The following is a 12,191-nucleotide window of genomic DNA, read 5'->3' on the forward strand; positions in this document are numbered from 1 at the left end:
CGCGCCATGCTGCAAAAGACCGCGGACGGGCTGATCAGCCTGTCCGCGTTTCTCGGCACGCTGGGGCTGCTCTTCGTGGTCGGGGTGATCGTGGTCGACGTGATCGGCCGCAACTTCGGCATGCCGCTCTACGGCGCGCAGGATCTGGTCATCATGACCATGGTGATCATCGTCTTCGGTGGCATGGCGCTTTGCGCACGCGATGACGGGCATATCGTCGTCGACATCTTCGAGCCGCATTTCTCGCCGCGGTTGAACCGGGCGATCGACGTGGGGGCAGGGCTGCTCGGGGCGGTGATCTTCGTGCTCATCGCCTACACGGTCTTCAAGAGCGCGCAGCTGAGCCAGATGCTGAATCTCTCCACCAACCTGCTGCGCCTGCCGACGGCGTGGTTCCAATACGCGCTCTGCGCGCTCTCGCTGGTGGCGGCGCTGGCGCTGATGATGCGGGCGGCCTGCTCGGCGCTGGGGATCCGCCCCGCACCCGCTTCGGGACAGGAGACACCATGAGCCCCGTCCTTGTCGGCAGCACCGGTTTCGTGCTGCTTCTGGTGCTGCTCCTGCTGCGCATCCCGGTGGCCTTTGCCATGTTCACCATCGGCTTTGCCGGCATCTGGCTGCTCAACGGCCTGCAGGCGGCGACGGGCCTTCTGTCGTCGGAGACCTTCGCGCTTGCCTCCAACTCCGAGCTGATCGTGGTGCCGCTGTTCATCCTGATGGGCAATGTGGCGAGCGTGACGGGGATGAGCCGACGGCTCTACGAGGCCGCCTATGCCACCATCGGGCAGGTGCGCGGCGGGCTGGCGGCGGCGACGGTGATCGGCTGCGGCGGATTTGCCGCGCTCTCGGGCTCGTCGGTCGCCTCGGCGCTGACCATGGGCCGCACGGCGCTGGCCGAGATGGACCGCTTCAACTACGACCCGCGCCTGTCGACCGGCGTGGTCGCCGCCGGCGGCACGCTGGGCATTCTGATCCCGCCCTCGACCGGCTTCGTGATCTACGCGATCCTGACCGAACAGAGCATCGGGCGGCTGTTCATGGCGGGCATCCTGCCGGGCATCCTGCTGCTGACGCTCTTCCTGCTGACCGTCCTGCTGCTTTGCACGCTGAAACCGGCGCTGGGGCCAAAGGGGCCGTCCACCACCCTTGCCGAGAAACGCCGGGCCTTCCTCGGCGCGATCCCGATCCTCGTGGTGATCCTGCTGACCATCGGCGGCATCTACACCGGCATCTTCTCGCCCACCGAGGCGGCGGGGGTCGGCGCGGCGCTGGTCATCGGCATCGGCGCGCTGAGCGGCACGCTCGACCTGCGCAGCTTCTGGCAGGCGGCGCAAAGCAGCGTGGTCACCACCGCCTCGGTCATGCTGATCCTGATCGCGGCGCATCTGATCAACCCGTTCATCGCGCTGAGCCACCTGCCGGCCGAGGTGAGCCGGATGCTCGTCTCCTTTGACCTCGGGGCCTATGGCACGCTGGTGCTGATCCTCGCGATCTACCTCGTGCTGGGCTGCTTCCTCGAAGGGCTGGCCATGCTGGTGCTGACCTTGCCGATCTTCATGCCGGTGGTGCTGTCGCTGGGCATCGATCCGATCTGGTTCGGCGTGCTGGTGGTGCTGACGCTCGAGATGGGGCTGATCTCGCCGCCGGTGGGGATCAATGTCTTCATCGTGAAATCGGTGGCCAAGAACGTACCATTGGTCGAGATCTTCTGGGGGGTGATCCCTTTCTGGCTGGCGATGCTGGTGACGCTCGGCCTGCTTGTGGCGATCCCGCAGTTGTCGCTCTGGCTGCCGGGGATGATGTAGGCGCCGCACGGTCGATGCCCCCGCGAGGGAGCATCGACGGCGCCGACCCGCCCCGGGTTGCCCGATCGGGGAGCAGTTCTCCGCCGGTGCGCCGGAGGAGGCCCGCGCACACGGCAAGTTTTCCCTGCATCGGCGTTGATCGTGCTATTCTGGTCTCGTTTTTTTTCGCGCCAGCCTTGGCCGCACACAGTGATCTTTTAGCACCGTGTCAGGAATTTCGGCATCGCGACAAAGGAGAATGGCTCATGGTTGCTGGCCGGCACGATGGCGTGCCGATCCCCGCCGGGCCGACTCGCGGCAGCACGCAGCCCCGGCCCCATTCGTGCGCTCCGCGCCGGCGGCTGGTCTGCCTTGCGCTTGCCATGCTGCTGGGGTCCGTGTCGCTTGCGGCGCAGCCGGTATGGGCGCAGACGCCATCCTCAGAGACGGAGCCGCCGGGGGCGACCGACAGCCAGACCGTGCTGAGGGTCGCGGGCCCGCAGGAGCTGCGCGCCGCGCTGGCGCGGGCGCGTGGGGGTGAGGTCATCGCGCTGGCGCCCGGCGACTACGGCACCCTTGGGCTGCGCGGGGCGGCGGCGTCCTTCGACCGTCCGGTCACGCTCAGGTCCGCCGATCCCGACGACCGGGCCCGCTTCGAGCGGATCGCGCTGCGCGGCGCCCGCAATCTCGTCCTCGAGCAACTCGACTTCCATCACCAGCCCGAGGCGGGCGAGGGCAAACTGATGGCCATGCTGGAGGTGCGCGGCTCCGGCGATGACCCTGCGCGCGGGATCACGGTGCGGGGCTGCCGCTTTGCCGGTGCGCCTGTCGCGGACGGCATCGGGGCCGATCCGCGCGACGCGGTGGCGGTGGCACGGCAGCAGGGGCTCGTCACCGGCAACTACGCGGGTATGGGGATCCGCATGCAGAACGCCGAGGACGTCACGGTGACCGGCAACGAGGTCACCGGTGTCTACCGCGGCTTTTCCCTCGAGAGGGTGGCGGGGCTCGAGGTCTCGGGCAATCTCGTGCACGACGTCCGCTCGGACGGGATGACCTTCGGCCAGCTCGAGCACGCGCGCATCGAGCGCAACATCGTACGGGACCTGCACCCATGGCGCCACGCCGAGGCGGAGCACCGGGGCGATCATCCCGACCTCATGCAGTTCTGGACGACCAATTCCGACGCGGCGACCCGCGACGTGGTCATCCGCGGCAACCTGCTGGTGCAGCGCGCAGTGGGTGAGAACGACAGGGCGCAGGGCATTTTCATGCGAAATTCCAAGGCCGAGGCGGATGATGCGTCGGAGGAGTTCTTCTTCCGGGACTTGGTGATCGAGGACAATGTGATCCTCTCCGCCCATATCAACGCGCTGGTGGTGGGCGAGAGCATCGGGCTTTCCGTGAGCGGCAACCTGCTGCTGCAGGAGCCGGGCGCAGGGCCGGACAAGGTCGCGACGCCGATCCTGTCGATTGCCCGGCGGTCCTCGGGGGTGCGGGTCGGCGACAACCTGCTGCCCGACCTGTCGCGGAACTATGCCACAGTGCAGGGCTACGCTTCCCTGGCCGAGGGCGCGGCGCTCGGCTGGGAGGTGCGCGGCAACAGGTTCACCCGCCGCGATCGGGAGGCTGGCACGGTGCTGTCCGAGGAGGGCGCCATGCTCTTCCGCTATGACCGAACCCTCGCAGAGATCGAGGCCGCGATGGGGCAGCGCCCTGCCGACGGGACAAGCGCGCCGGGGCGCGAGATCGCGCTGCCCAAGACGCCATGTAAGCCGGAAGAAGACCGGGAGGGCGTCGCCCAATGCCTCTGACCGCCCGTCTCTGGCCGCTGCTCGCGGCGCTGGTCCTGCCGTTGCCCGCGCGGGCCGAGGGCTACGTGCTGCAGCCGGGCGACCGCGTCGACATCCGGGTTGCCGGGCTGCCCAATCTCGACCGCGACCTGAGGATCGGCGAGGACGGCACCATCTCGCTGCCGCTGATCGGCCGGGTCACGCTGCGCGGCCAGACGGTCGGCGCCGCCGAGCAGGACGTGGCCCGGCGCTTTGGCGAGGTCGCCTTTCGCCAGCGCAATCTCGACGGGCGCGAGACGCTGTTTCCCATCTCGCCCAGCGAGGTCAGCCTGTCGGTCACCGAGTTTCGCCCGGTCTACGTCTCGGGCGACGTGAAGGCGCCGGGGGCCTTCGCCTTCACGCCCGGGCTGACGGTGCGGCGGGCACTGACGCTCTCGGGCGGGGTCGGCCAGGACCTTGGCTACGCGCGCGACCCGATGGCACAGATTGCGCAAGTGCAGGGCAATATCGATGCCTTCGGGGCCGAGCTGGCGGCGCTCGATGTGCGCGTGCGGCGCTACCAGGCCGAGCTCGATCCCGGCGATGACGCGGCGATCACCGCCGCGCCCGGCACCGAGACCGTCGAAGAGGTCGAGACCCAGCGGCTTGTCGCCGGGGTCGCGGGCACGCAGAGCAAGCGCGCCTACCTGCTTGAGGCGCGCGAGGCGGTCTCCCACCAGATCGGCGTCCTGCGCCAGCAGCTCGACGCCGAGCTCGAGGGCGAGCAGGCCGACCAGCAGGAATACGACCGCATCCGTACCCTGCGCGAGCGCGGCCTCGTCGAGGTCGACCGGGTCACCGAGACCCGGCGCTCCCTGCTCGCGTCGGCCACCCGTCGGCTCGACACCGCCAGCGATCTCGCCGCCGCCGAAAAGGATCTCGCCCGGATCAACTTCGACCTCGGCGATTTCGAAGACGAGGCCCGCCGCGACGCGCTGGAGCTGCTGAGCGATGCGCTGGTGGACCGCGAGACGACACGCGCCCAGCTCACGGCCGCCCGCCAGCAGCTCTTGCTGCTGAGCGCCGACTATGCGGACGCGCTGGAGAAAGGCGTGGTGAGCATCACCCTGCGCCGCGGCGCAGGGGTGGAGGAAGAGACATTCGAGCTTGGCGGCGAAGAGGACATGGCGCTTCTTCCAGGCGATCTCGTCGAAGTGCGGCTCAGCGCTGCCCCCCTGCCCGGCCAGTAGCACGGGCAGGGAGCGCGGGCGGCCGCACCTTGTGACGCCGGGCGGTGCGCGGCGCTTGTGTGTGCGAAAGTTTACTCTGTTTCCCGAGTTCTGACGTGACGTGCGACCCGCGGGCGCCTCGGCCGCCCGCTTCGGTCCCGGAAGAATGAAGTGGCAACAAGCCCGGCGCGCGGCCCGAGGGGGCTGGCGCGCGGGCGCTGGGGAGAGGCAATGAACGCCCTGACTCCGAACTCCGTACCGAGGGTCCGCTCGGCGACGCTCCATCAGGTGATGGCGTCGGACACCTGTGCCGGATGCGGTGCCTGCGCCATTCTGGCGGGCGGCGCCGTGCAGATGGCGATGACCCCGCCCGGCTACCTGCGTCCGGTGCAGCAGGCCGAGCTCTCGCCGCAGCAGGAGCGCGCCATCCGGCTGGTCTGCCCCGGGCGGCATCTGGCGCTCGCGTCAGAGGGGCGCGAGGAGCACCTGCTCTGGGGCCCTTATGTCGCCCTGCGCACCGGCCATGCGACGGATTCGGCGCTCCGCCGCAATGGCTCCTCGGGCGGCGTGCTGTCGGGGCTGCTGGTGCATCTGCTCGAGAGCGGCGCGGTGGACGAGGTGGTGCAGACCGCGGCCTCGCTGGCGGAGCCGACGGGCACGCGTGGGGTGCACAGCACCCACCGTGACGAGGTCTTCGCTGCGGCAGGCTCGCGCTATGCGCCCTCGGCGCCGCTGCTCGAGCTCGAGCGGGCACTTGAGAGTGGTCGCCGGATCGCCTTTGTCGGCAAGCCCTGCGACGTGGCCACCCTGCGCCAGATGGCCAAACTCGACCCGCGGATCGACCGGCAGGTGCGGATCACGCTGTCGTTTTTCTGTGCTGGCATCCCCAGTGCCGCGGGCGCGCGCGAGGTGCTCGGGAAGATGGGGGTCGATCCAAGCCAGCTCGCCGCCTTCCGCTACCGCGGCGATGGCTGGCCGGGGTTCGCCACCGCGACGCAGAAGGATGGCAGCGAGGTGCGGATGAGCTACCGCGACAGCTGGGGCGCGATATTGTCGCGCCACGTGCAGAAGCGCTGCAAGCTTTGCCCGGACGGGATCGGCAGCTTTGCCGATCTCGTCTGCGCCGACGCCTGGCACACCGACGCCGAAGGCTATCCCAGCTTCGAGGAGGGCGAGGGCACCAGCCTCGTGATCGCCCGCACCGAGCTCGGCGCGCGCTGCCTGCAGGAGGCCGAGGCGCAGGGCGCGGTTCGCACGCAGCCCTTCGACATAAGGACGCTCGAGCCGATGCAGCCCGGGCAGGTCCGCAAGCGGCGGTTCCTGCTGGCCCGGCTGATGGCGATGCGGGCGCTGCTGAAATGGGCGCCCAGCTACGACGGCTTCTTCCTCGCCCGGAACGCCCGGCAGGCCGGCTTCAGGCAGAATCTGCGGCAGTTCTCGGGGATGCTCATCCGTGAACTGGGACTGAAATCATGACCCGGGACGCCAAGCCCCCCTGTGCCGCGCGGGCGGCGCGGGAGACCCCTCGGAAATGCCCGTCGCGGCGGGACTGGAGGCAGCGATGACCGACCGTGGAAAGATCGACACCGGGCTGACGCTCTCGGCGCTGGATATCCTGCAGGCGGTGAAGAAGAAGAGCCTGGTCAGCCTGTTCGCCGGGCTCGTCGTGGGCGGGGTCGCATACCTCGTGCTGCTGCCGATGCCGCCGATCTACAGCGCCACCTCCATCGTGTGGTTCGACGAGCGCGAGGAACGGCTGCTGACCTCCGACTCCGCCTTCTCGGCGCTGGCCGACGACACCAAGGTGACATGGGTCAACGAGGTGGCGCCGATCGTGAAGGAGGCGGCGATCATCCAGTCGGTGCCAGTGCTGACGCGGGTGGTGAACGATCTCGACCTGGTGCAGCAGCCCGAGACGCTCCGCTCCAATCGGGTGCTCCTCAAGGAAACGTTGAAGGACCGCATCAAGGCGGTGCTGCCCGCCGCGCTCTTTGCGGGCAATGATGAGGACATTCCCGTCACGCCGTCCGGAGGCACGGCGGCGGACACGCCGCTCGAGGTGATCCAGCAACTCGCGGCGGTGATCAAGACCAACACCAACGAGCTTACCCAGCTCATCTCGATCACCGTCTCCTCGCCCGATCCGCAGGCCGCCGCGCGGATCGCCAACCACCTGCCCGAAGCCTTCCTGCTCGAGCACAATGGCCGGGTCAACGCGGCCAGCGCCGAGATGGTCGGCTGGCTCGAAGCGCAGCTGCAGGGCATCCGGACGCGGATCCAGTCCGAGGAGACCGACCTCAGCAGCAATGCCGTCGCGCTGCGGCAGATGACCCACGATGCGGACGTGGGGCTCTACCGCGACCTGCTCAAGCGCCGCAACGAGGTGCAGCAGTTGCAGAACATCCAGTCGCACCCTATCCGCGTGGTCAGCAGGGCGACCGTGCCGACCGAGCCCGCCGCCGCAGGTCCGGTTCGGTTCGCGCTGGCCGCGCTTGTCGCCACCTTCATCGCCGCGTCGCTCGTTTTCGCGCTGCGCGAGCTGCTGAACAAGAAGCTGCGCTATCCGCGGCAGTTCGACGAGCTCGGGCTGCACGTGCTGGCGGCGGCGCCGGACCGGGGCAGGAGCCGGCCGCTCTTCGACGAGTCGATCCGCCGGTTGCTGTCACTGGTGGTGGTGGACCTGCGCAGGGGCCCTGTGGCGATCGGCTTCACCTCGGGGGCGGCGCAAGAGGGCAAGACGCTGGTCGCCCGGGAGTTCGCACGGGCGGCGGCGCGCAGCGGGCTGCGCACCGTGCTCATCGAGGCGGACCTGAGGCATCCCCAGTCACGCGCCACCGCCGCCCCCGAGCAGCCCGGTCTCGCGGACCTTCTGGCCTCGGGGCGCGGCCCGGACGCCTATTTCGTCGAGGAGCGCGGCGAGGGCGCGCAGCCGCTCTACATCCTGCCGAGCGTCGAGGCCTCGCGGTCCCCGACCGAGATGCTGGCCTCGCTGCACATGACGCAGCTGTTGACCCGGCTGCGCGAGACCTTCGATCTGGTGGTCTGCGACATGCCGCCGGTCTGCATGACCGCCGACGCCGAGGCGCTGGCGCCGCAGCTCGACGGCACCGTGCTGGTGGTGCGCCACGGCCATGCCGGGCTGGCGCGGACGAAGTCCGCCGTGGCGCTGCTCGAGCGGGGCGGGGACCATCTGATCGGGGCCTTCGTCAACGATTGCCCGCCGCAGTTCCTGTCCGAGCTCTACGGGCGCGGGCCGCTCGACTACGGCGTCACCCCGGGGCGCGACGCGGCGCCGGCCGAGGGCGGCGCAGCGCAGGAGGGACGGCGTGTCAACGCGGGATCGAAGATCAAGCTGCTGCCGCTGAACCGGGACATGCGCTCCGATGTCGGTTGAGGCGCTCAAGGGCGGGCCGAGGCGCCGCGCCGAAGGGCGGATGGCCGCGGCCGCCGTGCCTAGGATCCTGCCGCTTTCGGTGAGCCTCTTCCTAGTGTCGCTTTTCGTCGCCTTCCAGATCAGCCTTGGGCCGCTGAAGCTCTCGGCCTCGCGCAGCCTGCTCCTGGTGCTGCTGGTGCCCTTGACGCTGCGGCTGCTGCGCGGCAGGGCGGGGCGGCTGCTGGTCTCCGATGTGGCGATGGTCGCCTTCTGTGTCTGGGTCTTCCTGAGCATGGTGGTGCGCCACGGGCTTGCGGAGGCCATCGAGTTCGGCGGCATCAACACGATCGAGACGCTGGGCGCCTATTTCCTCGGGCGCTGCATGATCCGCGATGCCGAGAGCTTTGCCGCGATGGTCCGGGTGATGTTCGGCATCGTGCTTTTCCTGACGCCCTTTGCCCTGCTCGAAACGGTGACCGGCTACAACCTCCTGCTGCACCTGACAAATGCGATCCTGCCCTCGCAACCCGAGGTGCCGCCGCTGCGCCGGCTCGGTCTCGAGCGGGTGCAGGCGACGCTCGATCACCCGATCCATTTCGGCATCTGCATCGGCGCCTTCGTCGCGCTGACTTTCCGGGTGCTGGGTTACGGCCAGCCAGCCTTGCTGCGCTACGGGCGGGCCGGGCTGGTGGGGGTCGTCGCCTTCCTGTCGCTGTCATCCGGGGCGCTCATCGCGATGGTGCTTCAGGTCGCGCTCTTTGCCTGGGGCGCCATCGCCAAGCCGCTTCGCGACCGCTGGCTGCTGCTGGCGCTCATCGCGGGCGGTCTCGTGGTCTTCGAGCTGTCGACCGGCTTCTTCCTCAACCTCGTCATAAACAAGATTGCCTTCAACCCGGACACGGCCTTCAACCGGGTCCGGATCTTCGGCTTCGCACTCGCGAATATCCGCGCGGCACCGCTGTTCGGCATTGGACTCAACGACTGGGCCAACCTGCCGGGCATGTCCGACAGCATCGACATGTTCTGGATGCTGGTGGCGCTGCGGCACGGCATTCCCGCGGGGCTCCTGATGCTCATTGGCTTTCTCTGGCTGCCACTGACCCTGACGCGCCGCGAGATCATGGACCCGCGGGTGCGGGCCTACCGCGAGAGCTATGTCGTCACGTTCACCGCGCTCTTCCTTGCGCTCTGGACGGTGCACGTCTGGCGCGAGGCCTATGCCCTCGTGATCTTCCTGTTGGGCAGCGGGTCCTGGATGCTCGAGCCCGACTCCCCGACGAGCGACAAGCCCAAGACTATGCCACCCGTGACCTTTTCCCGAAGTTTCCCGTGCTGACCACAATGCCGTCTTCCTCCCGGTCCGCCTGACCCCCATGCTTTCGATTGGAGTGCCCATGTCACACCTCCCCGCAGCCCGGACGGCAGAGGCCATCGCCCAGGACCCACCTCGGCAGGAGGCGGGCAGCGGGCGGACCATGGCGGCTGGTCCAAGGCCGCTGCGCCTGTGGTCCGCCGCCGAAGCAGCACGCCTCGGCCCACCCGAGGTGTCGATCCTCATCGTGAGCTACAACACCCGCGCGCTGACGCTGAAGGCGATCGAGACTCTGCTCGACGCGGGCGGTGACGTTTTGGCCGAGGTCATCGTCTACGACAACGCCTCGCACGACGGCTCGGCCGAGGCGATCCGCGAGAAATTTCCCCGGATCCACACCGTTGCCTCGTCCGAGAACCTCGGCTTCGCCAAGGCCAACAACCTGGCGAGCAGGCTCGCCCACGCCGGGATGCTGCTTCTGCTCAACCCCGACACCGAGACCTATGACAACGCGGTGGCGAACCTGCTGGCCTTTGCCCGCCGCAACCCGCAGGGCGGGATCTACGGCGGCCGGACGGTCTTTCCCGACGGCTCGCTCAACCCGGGCTCCTGCTGCAACCGGATCTCGATCCACAGCCAGCTCTGCCGCGCGCTCTACCTCGACAAGCTCTTCCCACGCAGCGGCTTCTTCAACGCCGAGGCGATCGGCAACTGGAAGCGCGACAGCGAGCGGCGTGTGGATGTCGTCGTCGGCTGCTTCCTGATGATCCCCAAGGCGCTCTGGGACAGGCTGGGCGGCTTCGATCTCAAATACTTCATGTACGGCGAAGAGGCGGACCTGTGCCATCGCGCGCGGGCGCTCGGTTACACGCCCATGGTGACCCCCGAGGCGACGATCATGCACCTTGTCGGCGCCTCCACGAACGTGCGCGCCGAGAAGATCCTCCTCGTCGGGCAGGCCCGTGCTACACTGATCCGCGAGCATTGGGCGCCCTGGAGCGTGCCAATAGGTCTTTTCCTTCTGTGGCTTTGGTCCGCGGTGCGGTTTTTCTTCTACAGGTTGCAGGCCCTGGTTCTGGGCAGGCCGGATCTTCCGGGGCGACTCACCTGGGATCGGGTTTGGCGCGAGCGCAATCTTTGGTTGAAGGGGTATGGGGAAATTCAGGATTAGATAGATTCATTCTTGGGGGCGACGTTTCATGTCGAAGAAGAATGCGATGTCCCGCTTTCGCAGGTTCCTGAGGCTGCTCGGCTCGGTGATCGACCCGCGCGCCTACCTGCACATGGTCAAGGTGATGAATTTCTACAACTACAGCCATGTCACGCCGTTGCGCCGCGTCCACCGGGGCAGGGGGGGTGACCATCTCGCCCACGGCATGGTTCTCCGAGCCGGAGCGGATACGGCTTGGCGACGGCGTGCATGTCAACGGCGGCTGCATTCTCTGGGCCGGGCCCTCGACCGGATCGATCATCGTGGGCGAGAACGCGCTCTTCGGTCCGAACGTCATGGTCACGGCGGCGAGCTACCGGTTCAACGACGGCCAGCCGGTGACCGATCAGGATATGGAAGAGCACGATGTCCTCATCGGGCGCGACGTCTGGCTGGGCAGCGGGGTGACGGTGCTGGCGGGATCAGAGATCGGCGATGGCTGCGTGGTCGGCGCGGGCAGCGTGGTGCGGGGCCGCTTTCCGCCCTTCTCGATCATCGCGGGTGCCCCGGCGCGGGTGGTCGGGCAACGCAGGCCGCCGTGGCCCCAGAAGTTGGCGGATCTGAAGGTCATCGAGGACAGCCCGGAGCCCCGCGTGGCGCCCGACGAAAGGAGCACGGGATGAGCCTGGCCATCAGCCCGGCCGCGGCGGTCATCATCCCCCATTACGACGACCGGGCCCGCCTCGCGCGCTGCCTCGAGGCGCTGGAGCGCAACCCGCGGCCCCTGCCCGTGGAGGTTCTGGTGGTCGACAACGGCTCGAGCGAGAGCCTCGAGGGGCTGGCCGCGCGCCACCCGGAGGTCCGCTTTCTCACAGAGCCCGGGCGCGGCGCGGCCACCGCGCGCAACCGCGGCGTCGCCGAGAGCCGCGCGCCGCGGCTCTTCTTTCTCGATGCCGACTGTGTGCCTGCCGAGGACTGGGTGTCTGTGGCCTTCCGGCGCCTGGAGACGGCGCAGATCGTCGGCGGGGCCGTGCGGATCTTCGACGAAACCCCGCCGCCGCGCAGCGGTGCGCAGGCCTTCGAGTCCGTCTTCGCCTTCCAGCAAGAAGACTACGTTCGGCGCCACGGTTTTGCCGTGACTGCCAACCTGTTGACCTGGCGCGACATCTACGAGGACACCGGACCGCTGATCCATGGGCTCGCCGAGGACAAGGACTGGTGCCATCGCGCGCGCGCCAAGGGCTACCGGATCGACTATGCGCCCGATCTCGTCGTCGCCCACCCCAGCCGCTCCGACTGGCCGGCGCTGCGCAGGAAGTGGTTGCGGCTCACCCGCGAGAGCTATGCCCTTGCCCATCCGGCACCGGGCGGAAGGCTGCCCTGGGTCGCCCGCGCGGCGGTGGTCACGCTTTCGCCCTTCGGACATCTGCCCAAGGTGCTGCTGTCGCCGCGGCTCGGCTCGGCGGCGGAGCGGGGGCGGGCGGCCTCGACCCTGTTCCGGCTGCGCTTCGCCCGCGCCGGCTGGATGCTGCGGCAAGCGATGGGGAGGCCCCTTGATGAAGCTTGAACGG

At 68.8% G+C, this 12,191-nt stretch carries 10 protein-coding genes; all 10 read left to right on the forward strand.

Annotated features, from left to right (window positions below; all coding sequences use genetic code 11):
• Positions 1–6 precede the first annotated feature (6 nt).
• The 10 genes from CLG85_RS12380 (at position 7) to CLG85_RS12425 (ending at position 12,187) form a co-directional block, all read left to right on the forward strand.
• Positions 7–510: a TRAP transporter small permease gene (locus tag CLG85_RS12380; RefSeq protein WP_235865371.1), complete on the forward strand. Its 504-nt coding sequence runs from the start codon at positions 7–9 to the stop codon at positions 508–510.
• The gene (locus CLG85_RS12385) at positions 507–1,805 is read left to right on the forward strand and encodes a TRAP transporter large permease (RefSeq protein ID WP_260348992.1); all 1,299 of its coding nucleotides are present in this window, start codon (positions 507–509) and stop codon (positions 1,803–1,805) included. Before CLG85_RS12380 ends, CLG85_RS12385 begins: the two co-directional genes overlap by 4 nt.
• A 245-nt stretch (positions 1,806–2,050) precedes the next feature.
• The gene (locus tag CLG85_RS12390; protein ID WP_260348993.1) at positions 2,051–3,598 is read left to right on the forward strand and encodes a right-handed parallel beta-helix repeat-containing protein; all 1,548 of its coding nucleotides are present in this window, start codon (positions 2,051–2,053) and stop codon (positions 3,596–3,598) included.
• Complete coding sequence (locus CLG85_RS12395) at positions 3,589–4,806, forward strand: polysaccharide biosynthesis/export family protein (RefSeq protein WP_095884295.1); 1,218 nt, start codon at positions 3,589–3,591, stop codon at positions 4,804–4,806. The genes CLG85_RS12390 and CLG85_RS12395 overlap by 10 nt, the downstream gene beginning before the upstream one ends.
• Positions 4,807–5,016: 210 nt before the next feature.
• Positions 5,017–6,261 (forward strand): Coenzyme F420 hydrogenase/dehydrogenase, beta subunit C-terminal domain, encoded by a 1,245-nt coding sequence (locus tag CLG85_RS12400; protein ID WP_095884294.1) that lies wholly within the window; start codon positions 5,017–5,019, stop codon positions 6,259–6,261.
• 85 nt (positions 6,262–6,346) lie between these two features.
• Positions 6,347–8,179, forward strand: a complete 1,833-nt coding sequence (locus tag CLG85_RS12405) for a hypothetical protein (protein WP_260348994.1) — start codon at positions 6,347–6,349, stop codon at positions 8,177–8,179.
• The gene (locus CLG85_RS12410) at positions 8,169–9,494 is read left to right on the forward strand and encodes an O-antigen ligase family protein (protein WP_095883411.1); all 1,326 of its coding nucleotides are present in this window, start codon (positions 8,169–8,171) and stop codon (positions 9,492–9,494) included. The genes CLG85_RS12405 and CLG85_RS12410 overlap by 11 nt, the downstream gene beginning before the upstream one ends.
• A 58-nt stretch (positions 9,495–9,552) precedes the next feature.
• Positions 9,553–10,641 (forward strand): glycosyltransferase family 2 protein, encoded by a 1,089-nt coding sequence (locus tag CLG85_RS12415; RefSeq protein ID WP_235865463.1) that lies wholly within the window; start codon positions 9,553–9,555, stop codon positions 10,639–10,641.
• Positions 10,642–10,826: 185 nt separating this feature from the next.
• Positions 10,827–11,303, forward strand: a complete 477-nt coding sequence (locus CLG85_RS12420) for an acyltransferase (protein WP_260348995.1) — start codon at positions 10,827–10,829, stop codon at positions 11,301–11,303.
• Complete coding sequence (locus CLG85_RS12425) at positions 11,300–12,187, forward strand: glycosyltransferase family 2 protein (protein ID WP_260348996.1); 888 nt, start codon at positions 11,300–11,302, stop codon at positions 12,185–12,187. The genes CLG85_RS12420 and CLG85_RS12425 overlap by 4 nt, the downstream gene beginning before the upstream one ends.
• Positions 12,188–12,191 lie beyond the last annotated feature (4 nt).

It is taken from the genome of Alloyangia mangrovi, from assembly GCF_002300555.2.
GTDB classification, from domain to species: domain Bacteria; phylum Pseudomonadota; class Alphaproteobacteria; order Rhodobacterales; family Rhodobacteraceae; genus Salipiger; species Salipiger mangrovi.

Coding starts and splice junctions, on each gene's coding strand:
- CLG85_RS12380 (WP_235865371.1), top strand. CDS start 7: ATGCTGCAAAAGACCGCGGACGGGCTGATCAGCCTGTCCGCGTTTCTC.
- CLG85_RS12385 (WP_260348992.1), top strand. CDS start 507: ATGAGCCCCGTCCTTGTCGGCAGCACCGGTTTCGTGCTGCTTCTGGTG.
- CLG85_RS12390 (WP_260348993.1), top strand. CDS start 2,051: ATGGTTGCTGGCCGGCACGATGGCGTGCCGATCCCCGCCGGGCCGACT.
- CLG85_RS12395 (WP_095884295.1), top strand. CDS start 3,589: ATGCCTCTGACCGCCCGTCTCTGGCCGCTGCTCGCGGCGCTGGTCCTG.
- CLG85_RS12400 (WP_095884294.1), top strand. CDS start 5,017: ATGAACGCCCTGACTCCGAACTCCGTACCGAGGGTCCGCTCGGCGACG.
- CLG85_RS12405 (WP_260348994.1), top strand. CDS start 6,347: ATGACCGACCGTGGAAAGATCGACACCGGGCTGACGCTCTCGGCGCTG.
- CLG85_RS12410 (WP_095883411.1), top strand. CDS start 8,169: ATGTCGGTTGAGGCGCTCAAGGGCGGGCCGAGGCGCCGCGCCGAAGGG.
- CLG85_RS12415 (WP_235865463.1), top strand. CDS start 9,553: ATGTCACACCTCCCCGCAGCCCGGACGGCAGAGGCCATCGCCCAGGAC.
- CLG85_RS12425 (WP_260348996.1), top strand. CDS start 11,300: ATGAGCCTGGCCATCAGCCCGGCCGCGGCGGTCATCATCCCCCATTAC.